The following is a 23,931-nucleotide window of genomic DNA, read 5'->3' as shown; positions in this document are numbered from 1 at the left end:
TTCAGAACTCGTTTTGCAAGGCTTTGTAGCCGCGCACCAGGTCGACGTTGGTGCGTGCCACGTCTTCGGAAAACTCCGAGGCACTGACACTCACCGGCGGGAATTGCGACAGGTCGGTGTTAGGCCCGATGCGGGTGGTGGAGGGCACGTAGAAGGCCGCGGGCAGGTCGCGGCCATCGACCACCGAGTTGTGGCGCACCACGCAGCCATCGCCGACGGCGCAATTGAACAGCACGCTGTTGAAGCCGATGAACACGCGGTCGCCAACTGTGCAGGGGCCATGGACGATGGAACGGTGGGCGATAGAGGTGAACTCGCCAATGGTCACCGCCGCGCCGGACTTGGAGTGGATCACCACGCCGTCCTGGATATTGGAGTTCGCGCCGATCGTGATCGGGTCCATGGCGCCGCTGGCATCGACTTCGTCGGCGCGGATCACGGCGTACGGGCCGACGAAGACGTTCTCGCCGATGATGACCTTGCCGCAGATGATCGCGGTCTTGTCGACGTAGGCTGACTCGGCAATTACCGGCAGGTCACCTGAAGGGTTTTTGCGGATCATGGTTTGCTCAACGCCGCGCACAGGGTGTTCAGGTTGTATTCGAACAGCCCGATAAAGGTGCTGGCCGGGCCTTGAGCGGCGAGGGCGTCGGAGTACAGCGTGCCGCCTATCTGCGCGCCGCTTTCATCGGCAATCTGCTTGAGCAGGCGCGAGTCCTTGATGTTTTCGATAAACACGGCTTTGACCTTGTCTTTACGGATCTGGGCGATCAGCGCGGCGACTTCGGCGGCCGACGGGTCACGCTCGGTAGACAAGCCCTGGGGCGCGAGGAATTGGATGCCATACGCCTGGCCCAAATAGCCGAAGGCGTCATGGGAGGTGACGATGCGGCGGTTGCCTGAAGGCAGTGCAGCGAACTTGGCTTTGGCCTCAGCCAGCAGGCTGTGGATTTGCTTAAGGTAAGCCTGGCTGTTGCGCAGGTAGTCGGTTTTATTGGCAGGGTCGGCGGTCACCAATGCCTTGGTGATGTTGCTCACATAAATTTCGGCGTTGGCCAGGTTGTGCCAGGCGTGTGGGTCGGGAATGGTCTCGCCGTCTTCCTCCATGGTGTGCGAGATCACGCCTTTGCTGGCGGTGACGACCGTAGCGGTGGTTTCAGTGCTGGTGACCAGGCGATCCAGCCACGGCTCGAAACCTAGACCGTTCTTGATGATGACCTTGGCCTTGAGCAGCGCTTTGGCGTCATCCGGTGTGGGTTCATAGGTATGAGCATCGGCGTCCGGGCCGACCATGTTGCTGATCTGAATATGGTCGCCACCGATCTGGTGGGTGATGTCATCGAGAATACTGAAGCTGGTGACTACCTGGAGTTTGTCTGCGGCGTGAGCCATCGACAGCGGCAGCAATAGACTGAACAACACAAGAAGAGCGCGCATCGGGAAACACCTCATGAGGATGTAGGCAAAGGTGGGCGGCGCAATAAGCCATGCACCGGACCGAATACCACGGACAACACATATCCAGCGCCCGCCACCAACACGATCGCCGGGCCGCTGGGCAGTGAGTAGTAGAACGACAGCAGCAAACCCAGCCACACCGACAGGCATCCCAGCACCGCCGATACCGCGATCAACACCGGCAGGCGTCGGCTCCAGAAGCGTGAAGCGATGGCCGGCAGCATCATCAAACCCACCACCATCAGTGCGCCGATGGCTTGAAAACCGATCACCAGGTTCAGCACCACCAGGGTCAGGAACAGGCCGTGGGCCAGTGGGCCAAGGCGGCTGACGGTTTGCAGGAACAGCGGGTCAAGGGTGTCGAGCAGCAGGGGTTTGTAGATCAGTGCCATGGCGATCAGGCTGAAGCTGGACACCCAGAGCATTCCGGTCAGTGTGGTTTCGTCCACGGCCAGGGCGGAGCCGAATAACAGGTGCAGCAGGTCCAAGCGTTTGCCGGCAATGCCCAGGATCAATACACCGGCCGCGAGCGAAATGGGGTAGATGGCGGCGAGGCTGGCGTCTTCGCGCAGGCCGGTGCGGCGGGTGATCCACGCCGCCAGGCCGGCCATGCTCAGGCCTGCGCCGAGGCCGCCGAGGGTCAGGGCGGGCAGGCTTAGCCCTGCGAACCAGAAACCCAGTGCGGCGCCCGGCAGAATGCCGTGAGCCACGGCGTCACCGATCAGGCTCATGCGTCGCAGGATCAGGAACACGCCCAAGGGGGCGGTGCTACATGCAAGCACCAACCCGCCGATCAGTGCGCGGCGAATAAACACGAAATCCTGAAATGGCATCCACAGGTGAGCGGTGAGGTGCATCAGGCCACCTGCATCTGTGGTTGCGGGCGGATCAGCTCTTTGCTGGGGCCGAACACGCAGCCGGTGTTTTTAAGCTGCAACACGTGCTGGGTGTGGTGACGCACGGACGCCAAGTCATGACAGACGACCACCAGCGTGCGGCCTTGGTTGTGCCAGGTATGGATGTGTTTCCAGCACAGTGCCTGGCCGTCTTCGTCGAGGGCGGCGTGGGGTTCGTCGAGCAGCAGGATGGGGGAGTCGGCCAGGCTCATACGGGCGAGCAGGGCGCGTTGCAGTTCGCCACCGGATAACGCCATCAGCGGGCGCTGTTCCAAACCGCTGAGACACCAGTCGTCCAGTACGGCGTGCAGGCGCTCGTTGCGTTCATGTGAATTCAGCTGGGTGCCCCAGAAGCCGGCAGCCACCAACTCTTGCAAACTGATCGGAAACTGACGATCCAGGTGCTGTTGCTGGGGCAAGAACGACAAGCCGCCGCGACGTGGAACATCGACACGCACCTTGCCCGTCAGCGGCTTTTGCAACCCGGCGATCACTTTGACCAGGCTGCTCTTGCCGGTGCCATTGGCGCCGATAATCCCTGTGAGGCTACCTTTTTCCAGCGTCAGGTTCAGCGCCGGCGTCAGTGGTTGGCCGGGGGCGCCCCAGCGCAAAGCGTGGCAGGTAATCATGCAAAGTCTCTCGTCCAACGGCTTTCAGCCACCGCATCGTGGGCGTGCAGGCTTTCAGCGTGGATCACTTTGAGGTGGAAGGCTTTGACGGCATCCGAGCGCTTCAAGGCGAGGTTCAAGCGGCGAGCGGCATCTTCGCAGAACATGAGGTTCTGTCCGTTAGCCAGGGCGAACGCTTGTTCATCCGCACGTTTCACCGCGGTTTGTACGGCAGTGCCCAGAGCTGCTTCGGCAGCGTTGATCAAGTCGACTATCGCCAGATCGTCACCCTGCAGCTGAACGTTTAACTGCGCGGTACTGCGTTGGCTATGGGGCGTGGCCACAATACCGTGGGCGCTGCCCAGCCAGCTCAACACGTCTTCATGCTGCAGAGGAGTGTCGGCAAAATCTTCGAGAAACTGCTGCTGAATCAGCTGTCTGGCCAGGGCAGCGGAGCAAGGGCAGGTTGAGGAATAAGTAACGTCAATTTTTAGTTCCACGTGGAACATCTGATTTTCCAGACGCGCTTCGATGCTGACCGGATAGCTTTTCCAACCCTCCAAAGGGCTGACCAACGCGGGGCGTTTTAACAACAAATGTGTGTGAATACGCAGGTAGGCGTTCTTAGATAAATCTTCATGTGTGTCTAGAAAACGCTGCAGTACATTACGCAAGAGTGCAGATGTAAGGGGTTGCTGTTCGAGCATTTCCAACGCCAGGTAGAGGCGTGACATATGAATGCCACGGGCCGTGCCGTCGTTCAGGCTTACGCCCGCATCGGCGGTAGCGGCCAGGTGTTGGCCGCCGAGCAACACAGGTAGGGCAATGCCGCACATGCCCACCCAGTCGAGTGGCAAGGCTTGGCGTGAAGCCTGCGCGGCGATATCCGGCAAAGTCAGCGCATTCATGAGCAGGTCCATCGTTGGAAATGATTAGTCATGTTATAGTATAACAATAACTGCCACGATGAAATTTCTGTCCCAGCCTTTGTTCAGTCCTGTCGAGTAGGGATGCTCCTTTATCTGCGGTATATGTCATGCACAGACGTCAGCTCCTTAACCTGCTGCTGGTCAGCCCCTTGTTCACGTTGCCTTTGGGGGCCTACGCCACGCAGATCCGCAATGCGCGGCTGTGGCGTTCGGACGATAAGCTGCGGCTGGTGTTCGACCTTAGCGGCCCGGTGCAATACAAGACGTTCTCCCTGACGTCGCCGGACCGCCTGATCATCGACTTGAGTGGCGCCGGCCTCAGCGGCGACTTTTCCCAACTGGCGCTGAAGAACAGTGGGATTACCTCGATCCGCTCCGGGCATTTCGGCAAGAGCGATACGCGTATCGTCCTGGATTTGGTCGCGCCGATGCAGCTCAACAGTTTTGTGCTGCCGCCCCAGGATGGCCAAGGCCATCGCCTGGTACTGGACCTGACCAACGCCACGCGCGCGCCCCGTCAAATCGCTGCTGAACCCGCGCCCTTGGTGGTGCCGGCGGACAAGGCGCATCCCAAACGCGACATCATTGTGGTGGTTGACCCCGGCCATGGCGGCAAAGACCCGGGCGCCGTCGGCTCCAAGGGCCAACGCGAAAAAGATGTGGTGCTGTCGATCGCCCAGTTGCTGGCTAAACGCTTGAAACGTGAAAAGGGTTTTGCCGTAAAGCTGGTGCGCAACGACGACTTCTTCGTACCGCTGCGCAAGCGCGTGGACATCGCCCGCAAGCACAAGGCCGATATGTTCATCTCGGTGCACGCCGACGCCGCGCCACGGCTTACTGCATCGGGCGCTTCGGTGTATGCGTTGTCGCAAGGCGGTGCCACCTCTGCCACGGCGCGGTTCATGGCCCAGCGCGAGAACGGCGCAGACCTCTTGGGCGCCACGACGTTACTCAATTTGAAGGACAAGGACCCGATGCTGGCCGGAGTAATCCTCGACATGTCCATGAACGCCACCATCGCCTCCAGCCTGCAACTGGGCAGCGCGGTATTGGGCAGCCTGCAAAGCATCACCAGCCTGCATCAGAAGCGGGTGGAACAGGCAGGGTTCGCGGTGCTCAAGTCACCGGACGTGCCTTCGATCCTGGTGGAGACCGGGTTTATCTCCAATGCACGGGACGCCCAGCGGCTGGTGACGGCGCGTCATCAACAAGCGGTGGCGGATCGGCTTTTTGAAGGGTTGAAACAGTACTTCCAGAAGAACCCGCCCATCAACAGTTACATGGCTTGGGTGCAGGAACAGCAGAAAACCCAGGCTTAACAGCCGGTCATTCGGTTACAGGTGAACTTGGCGCTGGCGCCGCCTGAACTGGAAAACCGGTTGATGGTGGTCCAGCCCACGCGACGTGTGTAGCCAACCCACGCCTCGCCATCCGATGCCAACCCGGTGAAGAACGTCAGTTGCCCGTAGCGGCTATTGGTCTGTGCCCAATAGCGTTTGCCGATCACTTCGAAACCGCGCAGGTAAGTGATGTTGCCCGCAGTCGCCACGCTGTAGGCATTGCCCAGCGGGTCCACGCAAGCCAGCAGGGTGGCGCTGCGGGTGCAGTTGGCCAACGGGCTTGGGACTTGGGCGCAGGCAGGTCCTGCGGTTGCCAATAGCAGGGCGCACAGCACGTATCTCATCGTGTTTCTCGGGGGGCGAAAGTGATCAAGCATTGCGCCCTTCGTCGTGAGGAGCAAGGGAAGTTGGCTTATTTGTATTGTTATACTATAACATAAATGCACAGCCCCACCCGTGAACCGTTTCCCATGACCGAACAAGAATTGCTGGCCCAACCGGCTGCTGACTACATGAATGAAGCCCAACAGCGCTTCTTCCGCGAGCTGCTGCTGGCTCAGCGCAATGAACTGCAAGCGCGTATCGACGCTGAGTTCCAGGCGCTGCGCGAGCAGGAAACCAATAGCGACCTGGCGGATATCGGCAGCGCTGAAGAGCAGCGCCAGTGGCAGTTGCGCCTACTGGAGCGGGAAAAAAAGCTGTTGGACAAGATCGACGATGCCCTGGAGCTGCTGGCCCGCGGTGAATACGGATGGTGCCGTGAAACCGGCGAGCCCATCGGCCTGCAACGCCTGCTGCTGCGCCCCACCGCAACCCTGTGTATCGAAGCCAAAGAACGTGAAGAGCTGCGCGAACGCCATAAACGGGCAGTTTGACCGGCCAACCCTGATGAGGAATACCTGATGCCCAATCGTCTCCCCGTGACCGTGTTGTCCGGCTTTCTCGGCGCCGGTAAAAGCACACTGCTCAACTATGTCCTGCGCAACCGCGACAACCTGCGGGTGGCGGTGATCGTCAACGACATGAGTGAAATCAACATCGACGGCAGCGAGGTGCAGCGCGACGTCACGCTCAATCGTGCCGAAGAAAAACTGGTGGAGATGAGCAACGGCTGCATCTGCTGCACCTTGCGTGAAGACTTGCTGGAAGAAGTCGCCAAGCTCGCCAAGGAAGGGCGTTTCGATTATCTGCTGATCGAATCCACCGGTATCTCCGAGCCGCTGCCCGTGGCCGAAACCTTCACCTTTCGCGATGAAAACGAGCAAAGCCTGGCCGACATTGCACGCTTGGACACCATGGTTACCGTGGTCGATGGCATGAACTTTCTGCTCGACTACCAGGCCGCCGAAAGCCTGGCTTCCCGCGGCGAAACCCTGGGTGAAGAAGATGAGCGCTCTATCACTGACCTGTTGATCGAACAGATCGAATTCGCCGACGTCATCCTGATCAGCAAAATCGACCTGATCAGCAGCCGCGAGCGTGAAGAATTGATGGCCATCCTCGAGCGCCTCAACGCCCAGGCGGAAATCATCCCGATGGTCATGGGCGAGGTGGCGCTGCACAAGATCCTCAACACCGGCCGTTTCGACTTCGAACGCGCTGCCCAGGCGCCGGGTTGGTTGCAGGAGCTGCGCGGTGAGCATGTACCGGAAACCGAAGAATACGGTATTGCCTCCACCGCTTACCGTGCGCGCCGCCCCTTCCATCCACAGCGGTTTTTTGACTTTATCGATCGCCCTTGGGTGAACGGCAAACTGTTGCGCTCCAAGGGCTTCTTCTGGTTGGCCAGCAAACATCAGGACGCCGGCAGTTGGTCCCAGGCTGGTGGCTTGATGCGCCATGGCTTTGCCGGACGCTGGTGGCGCTTTGTGCCCAAAAGCCAATGGCCCCAGGACGAGGAAAGCGTGGCGGCGATCATGGGCAACTGGCAACTGAGCACGGGGGACTGCCGCCAGGAGCTGGTGTTTATCGGGCAAAACATCGACTTCAACCTGATGCGTGCGGAACTGGATGCCTGCTTGCTCAATGATGAAGAAATGGCCCTGGGTGTCGAAGGTTGGCGCCAGCTGCCTGATCCTTTCGGCCCTTGGTATGAGCAGGTCGCCTGATGCTGGCCCCGGTTATCCCCCTGCGCCCCGTGATCCGCCAGACGTGTGGGCAAACTCCGTTGGCACTGTCCGATATCCTCGAAGATGGCGTCAACCTGGCGCTGTGGCAACGTCAGTTGCCCCTGCATATCGCCGAGTTCGGCGCCTTGCTGGTGGCGCTCAATGAGCCGCTCGCCGAATCCCTGGTGATTGAGCTCGACAACGAGGACGCTGTGCCGAACTTGCAGGGCCTGGCATCCAGTTGTCGCGATCTTGAGGGTTACGAAGGTTTTATCGCCGATGTGTCATGGCTGGTCAGTGCATTTGCCTGCCTGCTCGGCGCCAAGCGTATTGGCGTACGTTTGCGGCTGTTGGACAAGGCCATGTGCCCGCGTTTTCACGTTGATCATGTGCCGGTTCGGCTGATCACCACCTATGCCGGTATCGGCAGCCAATGGTTGCGCGAAGGTGTGATGGATCGCCGCAAACTGAGCCAGGCGGACGCCGAACCTACCGAGCGTATCGAGCAGATCCACTGCGGTGAGGTGGCGCTGCTCAAGGGCACCAAATGGCACGGTAACGAAGGGCATGGCCTGATCCATCGTTCGCCAGCGCTCAAGGCCGATGAGCGCCGGTTGATCCTGACGCTGGATTGGCTGGCATAACCGCGTAGGATCAAACGCTCTACACGGCCAGAATGATGTTTCCAATGTTGCAGAACATACCCACCCATGTGATTGCCGGCCCATTGGGCGCCGGCAAGACCAGCCTGATCAAGCACCTGCTCGCTCAGCGCCCGGCCAACGAGCGTTGGGCGGTGCTAATCAACGAATTTGGCCAGATCGGCCTGGACGCTGCCTTGCTGACTCAAGACGCTGACGGCGTCGCCTTGGGCGAGGTAGCGGGTGGCTGCCTGTGCTGTGTGAATGGTGCACCGTTCCAGGTAGGCCTGGGCCGTTTGCTGCGTAAGGCCAAACCGGATCGGCTGTTTATCGAACCTTCAGGTTTGGGTCATCCCGCGCAGTTGCTCAAACAACTGCGGGAAGCGCCATGGCAAGACGTGCTGGCCGTGCAGCCCAGCGTGCTGGTGCTGGATGCCCAGGCGTTGGCAGCAGGCAAGCCCTTGCCGCAGGCACAGCAAGCGGCGCTGGCAAGTGCTGGCCTGCTGGTGTTGAACAAGGATGAGGCCCTGAATGCCGCGCAGCGTCAGGCGATTGAACGGCAGTTACCCGATTGCGCGATTTACTGGACACGCCAGGCTCAGCTGCCAATCGACCAGTTGCCGGGCTTGAATGCGCAGGCCCAAGCGGCTGTGGATAACTTGGCGGCGCCTGAAGGCCTCGCGCAAATGCCGGCCATCTGGAGCGATCCTGCCTTGCCCATCTGTTTGAGCCAGGGCCAGGAGGGGGGGTGGAGTATCGGCTGGCGATGGCACCCCAGCCAGCAATTTGATGTCAGCCGTCTGCATCGCTGGCTATCAAGCCTCGACTGGCATCGTGCCAAACTGGTTATCCACAGCGGCGAAGACTGGGTCTCGGCCAACGCTGTGGATAACAGCGTTTTAACCTGGCAACCTAGCGAATGGCGACGGGATTCACGTATCGAATTGATCTTCAGCGAACCACGGGACGTGGCCGCATTGCAGGCGGCGCTGGCAGCCTGCCGCTACTGACGGTTCTTGGTGGCGTGGTCCTGGCGCCATTGGCTCAATTCGATCACTTCGGCGCTAGGCAGTGGTTCCTTGGCTTCGAACGGGTAGGGTGCCAGTTCGATCTGCGCACTGTGGGCGCCGAATTGGGTGATCGTCCCGGCATGGCGGGTCTCCCCGGTCACGGTGAATTCGAAATTATAGACGCGTGCCAGGCGCCGCCGGCCATTGGCATCCTTGACGAAACCAATGCGTTTGAGCGCAACCGCACCATCGAGCAATTCGATATCAAGCTTGGCGCAATGCTGCTTGACCCGCTCCAGCGCCCGCTCACGCAGGCCGTGGTTGTGCCAAACCCAGGCGGCGCCAGTCGCCAGCAGCATCAGCACGAAGATGTTTCCCAGGGTCAGCATTCCATGAACTCCAACAAAGTGAGAGCAGCTTAACTGCGTCGCCGGTCTGTCGTACAGGCTGCGTTTAGTCGCATACTGCGCGGCCAGAATTTCAACGGCTTTACGGAAATCTCCCGCATGAAACGCACACCTCATCTGCTTGCGATCCAGTCTCATGTGGTCTTTGGCCACGCCGGAAACAGCGCCGCCGTGTTCCCCATGCAGCGTGTGGGAGTGAATGTCTGGCCGCTCAATACGGTGCAGTTCTCCAACCACACTCAGTATGGACAGTGGGCGGGCGAAGTGTTGGCGCCGCAGCAAATTCCGGCCCTGGTAGAAGGCATTGCCGCGATTGGTGAGCTGGGCAACTGTGACGCGGTGCTGTCCGGCTACCTGGGCAGCGCCGATCAGGGCCGTGCAATCCTTAGCGGCGTGGCCCGTATCAAAGCGATCAATCCGAAGGCGCTGTACCTGTGCGACCCGGTGATGGGCCACCCGGAAAAGGGTTGCATCGTGCCCCAGGAGGTCAGCGATTTCCTGCTCGATGAGGCTGCGGCCATGGCAGATTTCCTGTGCCCCAACCAACTGGAACTGGACAGCTTTGCCGGGCGCAAGCCGCAATCGCTGTTTGATTGCCTGGCCATGGCCAAGGCGTTGCTGGCCCGCGGGCCCAAAGCGGTGCTGGTCAAGCACCTGGATTACCCAGGCAAACTGCCGGAAGGTTTTGAAATGCTGTTGGTGACGGCTGAGGGCAGTTGGCACTTGCGTCGGCCACTGCTGGCGTTCCCGCGTCAGCCGGTGGGCGTGGGCGACCTGACGTCGGGCCTGTTCCTGGCGCGGGTGCTGTTGGGCGATAGCCTGGTGGCAGCCTTTGAATTCACCGCCGCAGCGGTGCATGAAGTGCTACTGGAGACCCAGGCCTGCGCCAGTTATGAACTGGAACTGGTGCGGGCCCAGGACCGTATTGCCCACCCTCGTGTGCGCTTCGAAGCCACACCGATCAGTTTGTAAGCACAGGGAGCCCGTGGGTTTACAAATTACGGCGCGTCGGCTTTGATCTCCCGGTAACGCTTTTCCAGCTCCTGACGAATCTGCCGACGCTGCTGGGCCTGCACAAAGCGGCGTTTGTCCTCGCTGTTCTGCGGTTGCAGCGGCGGCACGGCGGCAGGTTTGCGCTGGTCGTCCACGGCCACCATGGTAAAGAAACAGCTGTTGGTATGGCGCACCGAGCGTTCACGGATGTTCTCGGTCACCACCTTGATGCCCACTTCCATCGACGTATTGCCGGTGTAGTTGACCGACGCGAGGAAAGTCACCAGTTCACCGACATGGATCGGTTCGCGAAAAATCACCTGGTCCACCGACAGCGTGACCACATAACGACCGGCATAACGGCTGGCGCAGGCGTAGGCCACTTCGTCGAGGTACTTGAGCAGCGTGCCGCCGTGGACATTGCCTGAGAAGTTGGCCATGTCAGGGGTCATCAGTACCGTCATCGACAGCTGGGCGTTTCCGGGTTCCATAGCACACTCACGGGTTGTAGGCATTGGTTGGGGGGAGGGCACCTCTGCGGGTGCTGGAGTCTTTGCAGCGCCATCCCTAACGGGACGCTGGTGGGCAGCTTGCCGTCACGCGTGCATCGATCTGTTTCCATATATTGCACCGGCTTTTCAGCAGAAGTCGCGGTGTTAACCTTCAAAAGCCCATCTCAGGGCATTTCTTACGATCAAGGCAGACTTTTCCTTCCGCTCTTTGCGACCGTACAAAGGCGGCCGGAAGTGGGAAAAGCGCTGGTACCTCAAGGAGTCCCTCGCCATGCACGCCATCAGCTTTATCCAGGACCTGGCCGTGATCATGCTGGTGGCAGGGGTTGTGACCATCCTGTTTCACCGCCTCAAGCAGCCGGTGGTGCTCGGCTACATCGTCGCTGGCTTTATTATCGGGCCGCATACCCCGCCGTTTGGCCTGATCCACGATGAAGACACGATCAAGACCCTGGCTGAGCTAGGGGTGATTTTCCTGATGTTCTGCCTGGGCCTGGAGTTCAGCCTGCGCAAGCTGTTCAAGGTGGGCGCCACGGCGTTTATCGCGGCCTTCCTGGAAATCGTCCTGATGATCTGGATCGGCTATGAGATTGGCCGCTGGTTCGACTGGAGCACCATGGACTCGCTGTTCCTCGGCGCGATCCTGGCGATCTCCTCGACCACCATCATCGTCAAGGCCCTCAATGACCTGAAGATGAAAGACCAGCGTTTCGCCCAGCTGATTTTCGGGGTATTGATCGTCGAGGACATCCTGGGCATCGGCATCATTGCCCTGCTGTCGAGCATCGCCGTCAGTGGCACGGTCAGCTCAGGCGAAGTGTTCTCCACGGTCGGCAAACTCTCACTGTTCATGATCGTCGCGCTGGTGATCGGCATTTTGCTGGTGCCGCGCCTGCTGGCCTACGTAGCCAAGTTTGAAAGCAACGAAATGCTGCTGATCACCGTATTGGGCCTGTGTTTCGGCTTCTGCCTGCTGGTGGTGAAGCTGGAGTACAGCATGGTGCTCGGCGCCTTCCTGATTGGCGCGATCATGGCTGAATCCCGTCAGTTGATTAAGATTGAGCGCTTGATCGAACCCGTTCGCGACATGTTCAGCGCGATCTTCTTTGTGGCAATTGGCTTGATGATCGACCCGCAGATCATGCTGCAATACGCGTGGCCGATCGCCGTGATCACCGTGGCTGTGGTACTGGGCAAAATGCTCTCCTGTGGCCTGGGCGCTTTTATCGCTGGCAATGATGGTCGTACTTCGTTGCGGGTCGGTATGGGGCTGTCACAGATTGGCGAATTTTCTTTCATCATCGCAGCGCTGGGGATGACTTTGCAGGTGACCAGCGACTTCCTGTACCCGGTGGCCGTGGCTGTTTCGGCAATCACGACCTTGCTCACCCCCTACCTGATTCGCGGGGCTGACCCGCTGTCGTTGAAGATCACAGCGGTAATGCCCAAGCGCATGAGCCGGGTATTCGGACTGTATGGCGAATGGCTGCGCAGCATCCAGCCCCAGGGCGAGGGTGCAATGCTGGCGTCGATGATCCGCAAGATCATCCTGCAAGTCGGGGTGAATCTGGCACTGGTGATCGCGATCTTCTTCGCCGGCAGTTTTTTCGCGGCGCGCATCGGCGGGTATCTGGAAGGCTGGATCAGTGATCAGAGCTGGCAGAAGGCGTTGATCTGGGGCGGGGCGCTGCTGTTGTCGCTGCCGTTCCTGATTGCGGCGTATCGCAAGCTCAAGGCGCTGTCGATGTTGCTGGCCGAGATGAGTGTGAAGCCGGAGATGGCCGGGCGGCATACCCAGCGTGTGCGAAGGGTGATCGCGGAGCTGATTCCGCTGCTCTCGCTGCTGGTGATCTTCCTGCTACTGGCAGCCTTGTCGGCCAGCATTCTGCCGACCAACAAGTTGCTGGTGCTGATCGCCGTGGTCACGGCGGCAGTGGCTGCGGTGCTCTGGCGCTGGTTTATCCGGGTGCATACGCGGATGCAGGTGGCCTTGTTGGAAACATTAGATAACCACAAGGATACGCCGGAGCACTAAAGGTTGGGTGTGGGACTCAGCTTTCCAGCCAGACGTCCCGCGCCCAGTGCCACACCGATTCCCAGGATTCTTCGGTGACGATTTCTTCTTCGCCAGACCACAGCACCACGGTGCCGTCTTCTTCGACGCAGTAGTAGTCGTCACCGTCTTGGCAGATTGGGATCAGCTCACGAGGTACACCAAGGTCCCAGGCGTTTGCAGCCACTTCAGGCAGGTAGGTATGGGAGCCCGGGTCAGTAATGGTCACTGGCTCCAAGCTGCCGTACACCACATCACTGACGGTCAGCAGGAATTCCTTAAAGACGAACGGAATATTGATGAACAGCTGTTCTTCAACTTCCACCAGTTGGTCTTCGTCAGGCAGCTCCAAAGGAACCGGGACCGGTTCGTTGGCTTCACGCAATTGTTCGATGATTTCTTCCACGGCCGGGATCCTCTTGCTAGATGGCGCGGTTTATAGGGGCGTTTTATACAGTAGCTCGCTATAAGTGCAACCGTGAAATAGAAAACCCCGGACATGTCCGGGGTTTTTGTTACCGCTTGCTCAAACGCGTGAGTATCAGCTGTTCTGGCGGATACCGGCGACCAGCCATGGCTGGTTCTCGCCCTGAGCACGTTCCATGTTCCAGCTTTCGCTGAACACTTCGCCCTGGTCGAAACGCGACGACTTCGACACGCCGCTGAAGGTCAGGGTGGCGATAGTCTTGTCGGCACGATCATCCACACCTTCAAGCTGTACGCGCAGGTCGTCGATGTAGGTCGACTGGAACGCATCGCCGATCTCGGCGCGTTCGCGCTTGAGGAACTCCAGCAGTTGCGGAGTCACGAACTCGGCAATCTTGTCCATTTCGTTAGCGTCCCAGTGCTGTTGCAGGGACTGGAAGTGGCTGCGGGCCGCTTCGACGAAACGCTCTTCGTTGAACCAGGCCGGAGCATTGATCACCGGACGGGCGGCGGCAGGTGCTGCCGAACCACCGAAGATCGAACCCATGGCTGGCTTCTGCTCGAACACTTCACGCTGCATCGGCGCGCCGGCTGGAGCAAGGTGCTCCTGCTGCTTGCGGCGACGGGCAGCGATAAAGCGGAAGATCACAAAAGCGATGACGGCCAGGATCAGGATGTCGAAGATCTGCATGCCCTGGAAGCCGCCGCCCATGAACATGGACGCGAGCAGGCCACCGGCGGCGATACCGGCCAGAGGGCCCAACCAGCGCGAAGCACCACCGGCCTTGGCAGCAGCGCCAGCCGCACCGGCTGCACCCGCAGTTGCGGCAGCACCGCCGGCACCGGCGGAGGGAGCCATTTGACTGGTTTGGTGAGTCGGCGCTGCGCCAGAGCTTTTGCCGCCACCGAAGCGTTTGGCGTTGGCGTCCAGGCTCATCGTCAAGCCGATGCACAACGCCATGGCGATGCTAAGAAAACGTTTCATAAAGGGAATTCCCATTTGTGGATTGCACGCGCGCCATGTTGCACAGGTGTCGTGGCAGTGGCTAGCGGCATAATGTTTCGGGCTTTTGCGTAAGACCAAATCCGAAGGGTCTGTAGGACTAACTACAGATATTGGCCCGTGCTCTTCTAAAACAAGGGTGGGCCAATAATCTTCATGTTACGCAGTGTTTCTTGTGGCGAGGGAGCTTGCTCCCGCTGGGCTTCGCAGCAGCCCCAAAAAACGGGCGAGCTGCCTCGCCACAAACAGCTCGCTTCAGACCGCTTCGAGCTTCGCGTAACCCATCATCAGCCACTTGCTGCCTTCGGCGAAGTTCACCTGCACCCGGGCCTGTGCACCGGCGCCTTCGAAATTGAGGATCACACCTTCGCCGAAGATCGCATGTTTGACCTGCTGGCCAAGGCTGAACGGGGTTTCAGGAATCTCGGAACCGGCAAACATAGTGCTGGAGTTCTGCTGCTGGCCGCCCCCGAACGGGCGACTGACGCTGTTGGACAGGCGCACTTCCTGGATCAAGCCTTTCGGCACTTCACGTACGAAACGCGACACCTTGTTGTAGGTCTCGCTGCCATACAGGCGCCGGGTCTCCGCGTAGGTCATCACCAGGTTCTGCATTGCCCGGGTAATGCCCACGTAGGCCAGGCGGCGCTCTTCTTCAAGGCGGCCGGGCTCTTCCAGGCTCATCTTGTGGGGGAACAGGCCTTCTTCCATGCCCACCAGGAACACATAGGGGAATTCCAGGCCCTTGGCGCTGTGCAAGGTCATCAACTGGATGCTGTCTTCATGCTCATCGGCCTGGGTATCGCCGGCTTCCAGTGATGCATGACCCAGGAAGGCGGCGAGCGGCGTCAGCTCTTCATCTTCCTCGGTGTTTTCAAAGGCGCGGGCAGCGCTGACCAGTTCCTCAAGGTTTTCTACCCGGGCCTGGCCTTTCTCGCCTTTTTCCGCCTCGTGGTAGGCGATCAGGCCGGACTGCTCGATCACGGTCTGGGTCATCAGGTGCAGGGGCATTTCTGCGCACTTGGCGGCCAGGTTCTCGATCAGCTCGACAAACACACCCAGCGCCCCGGCCGCACGGCCGGTCAAGCCTTTGTTGGCGATGAGCAAACGCATGGCTTCCCACATCGACACATCGGCATGGCGTGCATGGTCGCGGATCGCTTCAACGGTTTTCTCGCCAATGCCGCGGGCCGGGATATTGATCACCCGCTCCAGCGCCGCGTCGTTACCACGGCCTTCGAGCAAGCGCAGGTAGGCCATGGCGTTCTTGATTTCGGCACGTTCGAAGAAACGCTGGCCGCCGTAGATGCGGTACGGGATACGCTCGCGCAGCAAGGCTTCTTCCAGCACCCGCGATTGGGCGTTGGAGCGGTACAGAATCGCGATATCGCTACGGGCCAGCCCGGTTTTCAGCGCGCTTTCGATGGTTTCCACCACGTAGCGTGCTTCATCGTGTTCGTTGAACGCGGCATACAGGTTGATCGCTTCGCCTTCGCCGCCATCGGTCCACAGCTCTTTGCCCAGGCGCCCGGTGTTGTTGGCGATCAAGGCGTTGGCGGCCTTGAGGATCCCGGCGGTGGAGCGGTAGTTCTGCTCCAGACGGATGGTCACCGCGTCCGGGAAGTCCTCGGAATACTGATAGATATTCTCGATTTTCGCGCCGCGCCAGCCGTAGATCGACTGGTCGTCATCACCCACCACCATGAGGCTGTCGCCGCCCTTGGCCAGCAGGCGCAACCAGGCGTACTGCACGGCGTTGGTGTCCTGGAACTCGTCCACCAGGATGTGGCGGAAGCGCTTCTGGTAATGGGCCAGCAAACCGGGGTTGTCACGCCACAGGTCCAGCGCGCGCAGTAACAGTTCGGAGAAGTCGATCACGCCGGCGCGTACGCAGGCCGCCTCGTAGGCTTCATAAATGCTGCGCATGGTGGCCAGGAACAGGTCGCCGCTGGCCTGGATATGTTGCGGGCGCAGGCCCTCGTCTTTCTGGCCGTTGATAAACCACTGGGCCTGACGCGCCGGCCAGCGTTGTTCATCCAGGCCCAGTTCGCGGATCACCCGTTTGACCAGGCGTTGCTGGTCATCGCTGTCGAGGATCTGGAAGGTCTGGCTCAGCCCCGCTTCCTGCCAATGGGCTCGCAACAGGCGGTGCGCCAGGCCGTGGAAGGTACCCACCCACATGCCGGCCGGGCTGATGCCCATCAACTGCTCGATGCGATGGCGCATCTCGGCAGCGGCCTTGTTGGTGAAGGTCACCGACAGGATGGAATGCGGGGACGCGTTTTCGACCTGGATCAACCAGGCGATACGGTGCACCAGCACTCGGGTTTTACCGGAGCCAGCACCGGCCAGGACCAACTGACGGCCAACGGGGGCCGCTACGGCCTGGCGTTGGGCATCGTTGAGGGAGTTCAGCAAAAGAGAGAGATCATCGCGCATCGACGCATTCTATGGGCCTAAAGGGGCTCGGGCAAATCCCAATGCCCGGTGGTCGACGCAAAACACTTCGCACACCACCCAGCGGGCAAAAATTCTGTCGTGCGGGATGACCGGTTGGTCATGGGCCGCAGCCCGCGCCGCGTCTTGCTCGAGCTGTCTGGACCAAAGGTTTGCGGCCCATTGCAGGCGGTTTTTTATGACGTGGGGCAGTTTGGCCCAGGCGCTTGCTTGTGTATGCTCCGTCGACGTTTCGGGCTCACCATTATAAGAACATCGCCTATGACCCTTAGCACTGATCTGTTTGGCCCCTCAGTGGCGCCCGCGCAGGTCATCCGCAAACACTATGCAACCCAAATGGCGGTCGAGCGCACACGCCTGCTGTATCAGGGCTCGTTGCTGCCGACGCTGCTGATGCTGGTCAATGGCCTGGTCTGCGCCTGGTTGTTGTGGAATCCCGAGCACTACCTGCTCGACAGTCTCTGGTTGCTCTGGTTACTCGCTCTGGTGGCGATGCGCGTGATCCAGGTGGCGGCTTTTGATTCGGCCATGCCCAGCCGCCAGGCCCAACCGGTGTGGCGGCGTATGTTCATGCTCGGCTCAGCGGTCAGCGGCCTGACCCTGTCCATTGCCGCCATCGCCCTGGTACCCGCCGACAGTTTCATGCATCAGGCCTGGGTGTTCGGCCTGATCGGCGCCGCTACCTTGTCGGCCAGCGTGGCCTATGCCGTGAGCCTTTGGGCCTTCCTGTCATTTGCCTTGCCCTGCCTGTTGCCGGCCATTATTTATCTTTTCTGCAATGGCACCCCACAGCAGCAGGGCTGGGGCGTGCTTGGCCTGATCCTGCTGGCGTCCCTGAGCCTGGTGGCGTGGCAGGTCAACCGCTTGATCCAGCGCGGGCTGTTGCGTCGCTTCCAGAACCAGGCCCTGATCGAGCACCTGCAGCAGGCCCGGCAGCGCAGTGAGCAGCTGAACCTGGAGCTGGTGCGTGAAGTCGAGCAGCGCCGCCAGGTCGAGCAGGACCTGCGCGAAGCCCAAATCGGCCTGCAAGACCGCGTGGCGCAACGCAGCCAGGAACTGGATGCCGCCAGCCTCGCCCTCAATACCAGCGAAGCGCGCCTGGCCATGGCCCTGCAAGCCAGTGAACTGGGCCTGTGGGACTGGAACCTGCAAACCGACGAAGTCCATCACACTCAGCTCAAGGAGCTGTTCGGCCTGGAGCCTGAATACGTCAAGGCGATGCTCAGCCACCTCAAGCCGCGCCTGCACCCCGACGACCTGCCATTGCTCAAGCACGCGCTGGTGGAGCACTTGAAAGGTCGCAGTGAGGATTATCAGGTGGAATACCGGATACGTCATGGCGATGGACATTGGATGTGGATCCAGGACCGTGGGCGTGCGGTAGAACGTGCGCCCAATGGCCGCGTCGTGCGGATGCTCGGCACGCGCCGCGACATCAGTGCCAGCAAGGCGCTGGAAGAACAGCAACGGCTCGCCTCGACGGTGTTCGAGGCGGCCAGCGAAGGCATCGTGATCCTTGATCCCGAGTACGCGCTGATCGCGGTGAACCAAGCGTTCAGCCGTGTCACCGGTTTTGACATCGACGACATGCTTGGACGCAATGTCGTGGAGCTGCCCAGCAGTCGCGATGCGCGGCGCCACTTCCCGATGATCCGCCAGGCCCTGCTCAGCCATGGCACCTGGCAGGGCGAGCTGGTAGAAACGCGCAAGAACGGCGAGCTCTACCCGCAGTGGCTGCAATTGAATGTGGTGCGCGATGTTCGGGGAAACGTCAGTCATATTGTAGGCTTTTTCGCCGATCTGTCGGCACGGCGCGAATCCGAAGAACGTATGCGCTACCTTACTCACTATGACGAGCTGACCGGCCTGGCCAACCGTTCGCTGTTTCGCGAACGGCTGCACGAAGCCCATCAACGCGTGCGCCAGGGCGGGCGCAGCCTGGCGCTGCTGCATATCAACCTGGACCGCTTCAAGTTGCTCAATGACAGCCTGGGCCATGAAGTGGCCGACCAGTTGTTACAGAAAATGGCCCGGCGTTTGATCAATGCGCTGCCCGAAGCCGACACCATTGCGCGCTTGTCCGGCGATGAGTTCGCGGTGCTGTTCGATGCCTACGGCAATTTGTCGAGCCTGGCGCGCGTGGCGACGCGGCTGTTGGCGAAACTGCGGGTACCGGTAACGGTGGAGGGGCACGAACTGGTGGTCAGTGCTTCTATGGGGGTCAGCTTGCTGCCGGATAATGCGCGGGAGATCTCTGCGTTGGTCAGCCAATCGAATATGGCAATGCAGCACGCCAAGCATCTGGGCGGCAATAATTTCCAGTTTTACACCGACAGTTTGCAAGCCAGCACCCTGGAGCGTCTGCAGTTGGAAAACCACCTGCGCAAAGCGATCGAGGAGCGCCATCTGAGCGTGTTCTACCAGCCGAAGTTGTGCCTGGCGACCGGCAAGCTGAATGCCGCCGAGGCGCTGATTCGCTGGGAGCATCCGCAGTGGGGCATGGTGCCGCCGGGGGACTTTATCGGCCTGGCTGAAGAAACCGGCTTGATCGTGCCGTTGGGAGAGTTCGTGCTGCGCCAGGCGTGCCGGCAAGCTTGCGAGTGGCAGCGCCAGGGGCTGGCGCCGATTCGCGTGTCGGTGAACCTGTCGGTGCATCAGCTGCGTCAGGGCAAGCTGGTCAGCCTGGTGCGTCAGGTTCTGGAAGAGACCGGGCTGGACCCGCAATACCTTGAGTTGGAACTCACCGAAAGCCAGTTGCTCGATAGCGTTGAGCACATCATCGCCACTTTCCAGCAGTTGCGTGACCTGGGGGTGAAGCTGGCCATCGACGATTTTGGCACCGGTTATTCGTCCCTCAGTTACCTCAAGCGTATTCCTGTGGATTACGTGAAGATCGACCAGGCCTTTATCCGTGGCCTCGGTCAGGCGCGTGAGGATGCCGCCATCACGCGGGCTATCATTGCCATGGCCCATGGGCTGGCGCTCAAGGTGGTGGCCGAGGGCGTGGAGGATCAGCAGCAGCTGGATTTCCTGCGCGGTGAACAGTGCGATGAGGTGCAGGGTTATCTGATCAGCCCGCCAATGCACGCCGAAGGGCTGGCGGATTTGTTACGCAAAAATGCAGATTTTTCTTAACGCCGCGTTGGCCGCCTTTATGGCTACATGGCGTCTGCCCGCTGAAACCAGAGGGGAGCAGGGCGATTTAGTGATGCATCGAACGGGCAAAACGACAATTCTTGTAGTATAACTACAAGCTTGCTACATCCCTGGCACCTGCCAATAACAAGAGTCCTGCCCTTTGAACCTGTTGCAACATATCGCCCAGTCGCGCCACCTGTTACGCAAATCGGAACTCAAGGTTGCCGATCATGTGCTGCTTGACCCTGCGGCCGTGATGCACAGTTCCATGGCCGATCTGGCTCACAGCGTGGGTATCAGCGAGCCGACCATCGTGCGCTTCTGCCGCGCCATTGGTTGCTCCGGGTTTCAGGATTTGAAACTCAAGCTGGCGCAAAGCCTGGCGGCCGGCGCAAGCTTCGGCCAGTTTGCCATCCATGAAGACGACTCCGTCGCCGACTACAGCCTGAAAATCTTCGACACCACCCTGCACACCCTGATGGAAGTGCGCGAGAAGCTCGACCCGGTGGAGCTGCAAAAGGCTGTGACCGCGATGTCCCAGGCCCAGCGCGTCGAGTTCTATGGCTTTGGCGCTTCCGGCGCGGTGGCTGCCGATGCCCAGCACAAATTCTTCCGTCTGCTGCTGACGGCCGCGGCCTACAGCGACCCGCACATGCAGGCGATGTCGGCAGTGACGTTGAAGCCCACTGACGTGGCCATCTGTATTTCCCAGTCCGGTCGCTCCAAAGACCTGCTGATCACCGCCAACCTGGTGCGTGAAAGCGGCGCTTCGCTGATCACCCTGTGCCCGAGCCAGACGCCATTGGCGGAGCTGTCCACGGTTAACCTGGCGATCGACGTGCATGAAGACACCGAAATCTACACACCGCTGACCTCGCGTATTGCCCACCTGGTGGTGATCGACGTGTTGGCGATGGGCGTGGCCATGGCTCGCGGCCCGAGCTTGGTCAACCACCTCAAGAGCGTTAAACGCAGTTTGCGCAGCCTGCGTCTGTCACCCAAGTCCGTCAAAGCCCTCGACGACTAAATACCTGCACACAGAACTCAATGTGGGAGGGGGCTTGCTCCCGATAGCAGTAGGTCAGTCAATGACTCTGTGACTGAAACTCCGCTATCGGGAGCAAGCCCCCTCCCACATTAGATTCTCCATGCATCCAGAATCTTCATGAGGCTGTCATCCCCCCGTCATCCGTCGCGCCCATCCTGTACTCCCCCGTACTCGCATTGGGAGACTCCACATGACTCGGCATTACGAAGACAGCAACAGCACCGTCAAGACCCGTCGTCAGCAGGAAGACCAGCGCCGCATGGCGTTCCGTCGCGCCATCGAAGACCGTTGCGAAGAGCGCCAGTTGCTCCAGAGCATCAGTGACTACCCGGAACTCCATTGGCAGGCACCCGTGGCTGCCCAGCGAAACGCTCAGCCAGTGCGCTGATCTGCACCCGTTCGCTGCGGATAAAGCCCAGGAACGCATGGGCCACCGGTGACAGGCGTTTGGCCTTGGCCTGCACCAGGCACCAACTGCGGTACAGCGGCAGTTCTTCCACCGGCAGCTCTTTGAGCCCGCCGGTGGCCAGTTCCAGGTTCAAGGCGTGGCGCGTCAGCAGCGCCACACCCAAACCTGCGACCACGCACTCTCGTTGCGCCTCGGCCGAGGCCACTTCCACGGTTTGTGTGAAGTGCACGCGTTTTTCCTTGAAGTACTCTTCACACGCCAGCCGCGTGCCGGAACCTGGTTCGCGGATAAGCAGCGTGTAAGGCTCCAGGTCTTGCAGGCGCAGCGGCCCTTGCAGGCTCAACGGATGATCCGGCAGTGCCACCGCGACAATCGGATTATTGAGAAACGGCAGGAATTCCAGGCCCATGTCCTGGGGCACCATGGACATGATCACCAGATCATCGCGGTTATCCGAAAGCCTGCGGATTACCTGGGCACGATTGACCACGGTCAGGTGCAGTTGCACTTCCGGGTGCTGGCGCTTGAAAGCCGCAAACAGGTGCGGCACGAAGTACTTGGCGCTCGATTCCACCGCCAGCTTCAGTTGGCCCTGCAGTGAGCCCTGCATGTCCGATAGCTGCATATCGAGGTTTTCCAGGCGCCCGAAAATATCGCGACTGGCCCGTTGCAGGGCTTCGGCGGCCTCGGTCATGTAGAGCTTCTTGCCGACGTAGTCGAACAGCGGTTGGCCGATCAGTTCTTCCAGCTGGCGGATTTGCAGGCTGACGGCCGGTTGCGTGAGGGACATTTCCTCGGCGGCACGGCTGTAAGAGCGCAAATCGCACACCTCATGAAAGATCTGAAGTTGCCTTAATGTCAGCCTCATCAACGACTTACGCATTATTTATTCCCTCTCGGCCCTGGCCATACCGGCAACTATAAGTCTTTGCTTATGCATGACCCAATAATTATTGATTTTTGTTAATCCTTTGGCGGGCTTAGTGTGTGTCTCGCGACTGTCATGAAACATTTGGTCACGCGCCGACCCACCTCAAGCGGGTCGAAGAACGCAGCAATCGGCTCAAGGGAATTTCCAAGTGATAAAAAAGATCCTGATCGCCAACCGTGGTGAAATTGCCGTACGAATCGTGCGCGCCTGCGCCGAGATGGGCATTCGCTCGGTCGCGGTTTACTCGGACGCCGACCGCCACGCGTTGCACGTCAAACGTGCCGACGAAGCCCACAGCATTGGTGCCGAGCCCCTGGCCGGCTACCTCAACCCGCGCAAGCTGGTGAACCTGGCGGTGGAAACCGGTTGCGACGCGCTGCATCCCGGCTACGGCTTCTTGTCGGAAAATGCCGAGCTGGCGGATATCTGCGCCGAGCGCGGCATCAAGTTCATTGGCCCTTCGGCCGAAGTGATTCGCCGCATGGGCGACAAGACCGAAGCGCGCCGCAGCATGATCAAGGCCGGTGTGCCGGTCACTCCCGGCACCGAAGGCAACGTCGCGGATATCCACGAAGCGCTGACCGAAGGCGACCGCATTGGTTACCCGGTGATGCTCAAGGCCACTTCCGGTGGTGGCGGGCGCGGTATCCGTCGTTGCAACAGTCGCGAAGAACTTGAACAAGCCTTCCCCCGCGTGATCTCCGAGGCCACCAAGGCGTTCGGCTCGGCGGAAGTGTTCCTGGAAAAATGCATCGTCAATCCCAAGCACATCGAAGCGCAGATCCTGGGTGACAGCTTTGGCAACGTGGTGCACCTGTTCGAACGCGATTGCTCGATCCAGCGTCGCAACCAGAAGCTGATCGAAATTGCCCCCAGCCCGCAATTGACGCCTGAACAGCGCGCCTACATCGGCGACCTGTCGGTGCGTGCGGCCAAGGCCGTGGGCTATGAGAACGCCGGTACCGTGGAGTTCCTGCTCGCCGAGGGCGAGGTGTACTTCATGGAGATGAACACCCGGGTGCAGGTGGAACACACCATCACCGAAGAAATCACCGGCATCGATATTGTCCGCGAGCAGATTCGCATCGCCTCGGGCCTGCCGCTTTCGGTCAAGCAGGAAGATATCCAGCACCGTGGCTTTGCGTTGCAGTTCCGTATCAACGCCGAAGACCCGAAGAACAACTTCCTGCCCAGCTTCGGCAAGATCACCCGTTACTACGCACCCGGCGGCCCCGGCGTGCGCACCGACACGGCGATCTATACCGGCTACACCATCCCGCCGTTCTACGATTCCATGTGCCTGAAACTGGTGGTGTGGGCGTTGACCTGGGAAGAAGCCATGGACCGCGGCCTGCGTGCCCTGGACGACATGCGCCTGCAAGGCGTGAAGACCACTGCCGCCTACTACCAGGAAATCCTGCGCAACCCGGAATTCCGCAGCGGCCAGTTCAACACCAGTTTCGTGGAAAGCCACCCTGAGCTGACCAACTACTCGATCAAGCGCAAACCCGAAGAGCTGGCCCTGGCCATCGCCGCCGCCATCGCCGCCCACGCAGGCCTGTGA

23 protein-coding genes are annotated in these 23,931 nt (G+C 60.2%); 11 read left to right on the top strand and 12 right to left on the bottom strand.

Going from position 1 to position 23,931, the window contains the following annotated elements:
• Window position 1: 1 nt before the first annotated feature.
• Genes J1G33_RS05650 through folE2 form a run of 5 tightly spaced genes read right to left on the bottom strand, consistent with a single transcriptional unit; the run spans window position 2 to window position 3,870 of the window.
• Window positions 2-562 carry a DapH/DapD/GlmU-related protein gene (locus J1G33_RS05650; protein ID WP_005792581.1) on the bottom strand — a complete coding sequence of 187 codons (561 nt, stop codon included), beginning with the start codon at window positions 560-562 and terminating at the stop codon, window positions 2-4.
• Window positions 559-1,437 carry a metal ABC transporter substrate-binding protein gene (locus J1G33_RS05645; protein WP_223017797.1) on the bottom strand — a complete coding sequence of 293 codons (879 nt, stop codon included), beginning with the start codon at window positions 1,435-1,437 and terminating at the stop codon, window positions 559-561. The genes J1G33_RS05650 and J1G33_RS05645 overlap by 4 nt, the downstream gene beginning before the upstream one ends.
• Window positions 1,438-1,448: 11 nt before the next feature.
• On the bottom strand, window positions 1,449-2,315 hold the full coding sequence (locus tag J1G33_RS05640) for a metal ABC transporter permease (protein ID WP_223017796.1): 867 nt from the start codon (window positions 2,313-2,315) through the stop codon (window positions 1,449-1,451).
• Entirely contained in the window at window positions 2,315-2,983 is a 669-nt protein-coding gene (locus tag J1G33_RS05635; protein ID WP_032878643.1) for an ATP-binding cassette domain-containing protein, read from the bottom strand. The genes J1G33_RS05640 and J1G33_RS05635 overlap by 1 nt, the downstream gene beginning before the upstream one ends.
• Window positions 2,980-3,870, bottom strand: coding sequence for a GTP cyclohydrolase FolE2 (gene folE2 / locus J1G33_RS05630; protein ID WP_223017795.1), 891 nt, complete (start codon window positions 3,868-3,870; stop codon window positions 2,980-2,982). Before folE2 ends, J1G33_RS05635 begins: the two co-directional genes overlap by 4 nt.
• 128 nt (window positions 3,871-3,998) lie before the next feature.
• On the opposite strand from folE2, the gene J1G33_RS05625 reads away from it, so the two are divergent.
• Window positions 3,999-5,210: an N-acetylmuramoyl-L-alanine amidase gene (locus tag J1G33_RS05625; RefSeq protein WP_223017794.1), complete on the top strand. Its 1,212-nt coding sequence runs from the start codon at window positions 3,999-4,001 to the stop codon at window positions 5,208-5,210.
• Here J1G33_RS05625 and J1G33_RS05620 read toward each other — a convergent pair.
• Entirely contained in the window at window positions 5,207-5,575 is a 369-nt protein-coding gene (locus J1G33_RS05620) for a hypothetical protein (RefSeq protein ID WP_032803757.1), read from the bottom strand. The genes J1G33_RS05625 and J1G33_RS05620 overlap by 4 nt on opposite strands.
• 126 nt (window positions 5,576-5,701) lie before the next feature.
• Between J1G33_RS05620 and dksA the strand changes: the two genes are divergently transcribed.
• From dksA to J1G33_RS05600, 4 genes are read left to right on the top strand one after another with little or no spacing between them, the layout of a single operon-like run.
• Window positions 5,702-6,106, top strand: a complete 405-nt coding sequence (gene dksA, locus J1G33_RS05615; protein WP_148853769.1) for an RNA polymerase-binding protein DksA — start codon at window positions 5,702-5,704, stop codon at window positions 6,104-6,106.
• 27 nt (window positions 6,107-6,133) lie between these two features.
• A complete protein-coding gene (gene zigA / locus J1G33_RS05610; RefSeq protein WP_005792573.1) occupies window positions 6,134-7,339 on the top strand; it encodes a zinc metallochaperone GTPase ZigA in 1,206 nt (401 codons plus the stop codon).
• Window positions 7,339-7,983: a DUF1826 domain-containing protein gene (locus J1G33_RS05605; RefSeq protein WP_032878648.1), complete on the top strand. Its 645-nt coding sequence runs from the start codon at window positions 7,339-7,341 to the stop codon at window positions 7,981-7,983. The genes zigA and J1G33_RS05605 overlap by 1 nt, the downstream gene beginning before the upstream one ends.
• Before the next feature lie 44 nt (window positions 7,984-8,027).
• Window positions 8,028-8,990 carry a CobW-like GTP-binding protein gene (locus J1G33_RS05600; protein WP_103734118.1) on the top strand — a complete coding sequence of 321 codons (963 nt, stop codon included), beginning with the start codon at window positions 8,028-8,030 and terminating at the stop codon, window positions 8,988-8,990.
• On the opposite strand, the gene J1G33_RS05595 is transcribed toward J1G33_RS05600, so the two are convergent.
• Window positions 8,984-9,379 (bottom strand): DUF3301 domain-containing protein, encoded by a 396-nt coding sequence (locus J1G33_RS05595; RefSeq protein ID WP_005792570.1) that lies wholly within the window; start codon window positions 9,377-9,379, stop codon window positions 8,984-8,986. The two genes, J1G33_RS05600 and J1G33_RS05595, sit on opposite strands and share 7 nt — an antisense overlap.
• Window positions 9,380-9,496: 117 nt before the next feature.
• On the opposite strand from J1G33_RS05595, the gene pdxY reads away from it, so the two are divergent.
• Window positions 9,497-10,369, top strand: coding sequence for a pyridoxal kinase PdxY (pdxY, locus tag J1G33_RS05590; RefSeq protein ID WP_032878650.1), 873 nt, complete (start codon window positions 9,497-9,499; stop codon window positions 10,367-10,369).
• A 26-nt stretch (window positions 10,370-10,395) separates the two neighbouring features.
• Here the strand turns inward: pdxY and J1G33_RS05585 are convergent, their stop codons facing one another.
• Window positions 10,396-10,881, bottom strand: a complete 486-nt coding sequence (locus J1G33_RS05585; RefSeq protein ID WP_003195747.1) for an acyl-CoA thioesterase — start codon at window positions 10,879-10,881, stop codon at window positions 10,396-10,398.
• A gap of 292 nt (window positions 10,882-11,173) precedes the next feature.
• Here J1G33_RS05585 and J1G33_RS05580 point away from each other — a divergent pair, with 292 nt between their 5' ends.
• Window positions 11,174-12,937 carry a cation:proton antiporter gene (locus J1G33_RS05580; RefSeq protein WP_223017793.1) on the top strand — a complete coding sequence of 588 codons (1,764 nt, stop codon included), beginning with the start codon at window positions 11,174-11,176 and terminating at the stop codon, window positions 12,935-12,937.
• A gap of 16 nt (window positions 12,938-12,953) precedes the next feature.
• Here J1G33_RS05580 and J1G33_RS05575 read toward each other — a convergent pair whose 3' ends face one another.
• The 3 genes from J1G33_RS05575 to uvrD form a co-directional block, all read right to left on the bottom strand.
• Window positions 12,954-13,361 carry an SMI1/KNR4 family protein gene (locus J1G33_RS05575; RefSeq protein WP_032878652.1) on the bottom strand — a complete coding sequence of 136 codons (408 nt, stop codon included), beginning with the start codon at window positions 13,359-13,361 and terminating at the stop codon, window positions 12,954-12,956.
• Between the two features lie 135 nt (window positions 13,362-13,496).
• A complete protein-coding gene (locus J1G33_RS05570; protein ID WP_032878653.1) occupies window positions 13,497-14,366 on the bottom strand; it encodes a Tim44 domain-containing protein in 870 nt (289 codons plus the stop codon).
• Between the two features lie 273 nt (window positions 14,367-14,639).
• Window positions 14,640-16,823: a DNA helicase II gene (uvrD, locus tag J1G33_RS05565; protein WP_032878654.1), complete on the bottom strand. Its 2,184-nt coding sequence runs from the start codon at window positions 16,821-16,823 to the stop codon at window positions 14,640-14,642.
• Between the two features lie 279 nt (window positions 16,824-17,102).
• Between uvrD and J1G33_RS05560 the strand changes: the two genes are divergently transcribed.
• The 3 genes from J1G33_RS05560 to J1G33_RS05550 all read left to right on the top strand — a co-directional run bounded on the left by J1G33_RS05560 (window position 17,103) and on the right by J1G33_RS05550 (window position 21,415).
• Window positions 17,103-19,976, top strand: coding sequence for an EAL domain-containing protein (locus J1G33_RS05560; RefSeq protein ID WP_032878655.1), 2,874 nt, complete (start codon window positions 17,103-17,105; stop codon window positions 19,974-19,976).
• Window positions 19,977-20,139: 163 nt separating this feature from the next.
• Complete coding sequence (gene hexR / locus J1G33_RS05555) at window positions 20,140-21,006, top strand: transcriptional regulator HexR (RefSeq protein WP_003177007.1); 867 nt, start codon at window positions 20,140-20,142, stop codon at window positions 21,004-21,006.
• Between the two features lie 211 nt (window positions 21,007-21,217).
• The gene (locus J1G33_RS05550; protein WP_078822668.1) at window positions 21,218-21,415 is read left to right on the top strand and encodes a hypothetical protein; all 198 of its coding nucleotides are present in this window, start codon (window positions 21,218-21,220) and stop codon (window positions 21,413-21,415) included.
• Here J1G33_RS05550 and J1G33_RS05545 read toward each other — a convergent pair.
• Complete coding sequence (locus tag J1G33_RS05545; protein WP_032878656.1) at window positions 21,345-22,319, bottom strand: LysR family transcriptional regulator; 975 nt, start codon at window positions 22,317-22,319, stop codon at window positions 21,345-21,347. The genes J1G33_RS05550 and J1G33_RS05545 overlap by 71 nt on opposite strands.
• A gap of 196 nt (window positions 22,320-22,515) precedes the next feature.
• Here J1G33_RS05545 and J1G33_RS05540 point away from each other — a divergent pair, with 196 nt between their 5' ends.
• Window positions 22,516-23,931, top strand: coding sequence for an acetyl-CoA carboxylase biotin carboxylase subunit (locus tag J1G33_RS05540; RefSeq protein ID WP_003195732.1), 1,416 nt, complete (start codon window positions 22,516-22,518; stop codon window positions 23,929-23,931).

The organism is Pseudomonas sp. P867 (assembly GCF_019891455.1).
Classification (GTDB): Bacteria; Pseudomonadota; Gammaproteobacteria; order Pseudomonadales; family Pseudomonadaceae; genus Aquipseudomonas; species Aquipseudomonas synxantha_A.
Note: the sequence above shows the minus strand (reverse complement) of the source record. Positions and strands in the feature narration are given on the sequence as shown.

Coding starts and splice junctions, on each gene's coding strand:
- J1G33_RS05650 (WP_005792581.1), bottom strand. CDS start 562: ATGATCCGCAAAAACCCTTCAGGTGACCTGCCGGTAATTGCCGAGTCA.
- J1G33_RS05645 (WP_223017797.1), bottom strand. CDS start 1,437: ATGCGCGCTCTTCTTGTGTTGTTCAGTCTATTGCTGCCGCTGTCGATG.
- J1G33_RS05640 (WP_223017796.1), bottom strand. CDS start 2,315: ATGCACCTCACCGCTCACCTGTGGATGCCATTTCAGGATTTCGTGTTT.
- J1G33_RS05635 (WP_032878643.1), bottom strand. CDS start 2,983: ATGATTACCTGCCACGCTTTGCGCTGGGGCGCCCCCGGCCAACCACTG.
- folE2 (WP_223017795.1), bottom strand. CDS start 3,870: ATGAATGCGCTGACTTTGCCGGATATCGCCGCGCAGGCTTCACGCCAA.
- J1G33_RS05625 (WP_223017794.1), top strand. CDS start 3,999: ATGCACAGACGTCAGCTCCTTAACCTGCTGCTGGTCAGCCCCTTGTTC.
- J1G33_RS05620 (WP_032803757.1), bottom strand. CDS start 5,575: ATGAGATACGTGCTGTGCGCCCTGCTATTGGCAACCGCAGGACCTGCC.
- dksA (WP_148853769.1), top strand. CDS start 5,702: ATGACCGAACAAGAATTGCTGGCCCAACCGGCTGCTGACTACATGAAT.
- zigA (WP_005792573.1), top strand. CDS start 6,134: ATGCCCAATCGTCTCCCCGTGACCGTGTTGTCCGGCTTTCTCGGCGCC.
- J1G33_RS05605 (WP_032878648.1), top strand. CDS start 7,339: ATGCTGGCCCCGGTTATCCCCCTGCGCCCCGTGATCCGCCAGACGTGT.
- J1G33_RS05600 (WP_103734118.1), top strand. CDS start 8,028: ATGTTGCAGAACATACCCACCCATGTGATTGCCGGCCCATTGGGCGCC.
- J1G33_RS05595 (WP_005792570.1), bottom strand. CDS start 9,379: ATGCTGACCCTGGGAAACATCTTCGTGCTGATGCTGCTGGCGACTGGC.
- pdxY (WP_032878650.1), top strand. CDS start 9,497: ATGAAACGCACACCTCATCTGCTTGCGATCCAGTCTCATGTGGTCTTT.
- J1G33_RS05585 (WP_003195747.1), bottom strand. CDS start 10,881: ATGGAACCCGGAAACGCCCAGCTGTCGATGACGGTACTGATGACCCCT.
- J1G33_RS05580 (WP_223017793.1), top strand. CDS start 11,174: ATGCACGCCATCAGCTTTATCCAGGACCTGGCCGTGATCATGCTGGTG.
- J1G33_RS05570 (WP_032878653.1), bottom strand. CDS start 14,366: ATGAAACGTTTTCTTAGCATCGCCATGGCGTTGTGCATCGGCTTGACG.
- uvrD (WP_032878654.1), bottom strand. CDS start 16,823: ATGCGCGATGATCTCTCTCTTTTGCTGAACTCCCTCAACGATGCCCAA.
- J1G33_RS05560 (WP_032878655.1), top strand. CDS start 17,103: ATGACCCTTAGCACTGATCTGTTTGGCCCCTCAGTGGCGCCCGCGCAG.
- J1G33_RS05550 (WP_078822668.1), top strand. CDS start 21,218: ATGACTCGGCATTACGAAGACAGCAACAGCACCGTCAAGACCCGTCGT.
- J1G33_RS05545 (WP_032878656.1), bottom strand. CDS start 22,319: ATGCGTAAGTCGTTGATGAGGCTGACATTAAGGCAACTTCAGATCTTT.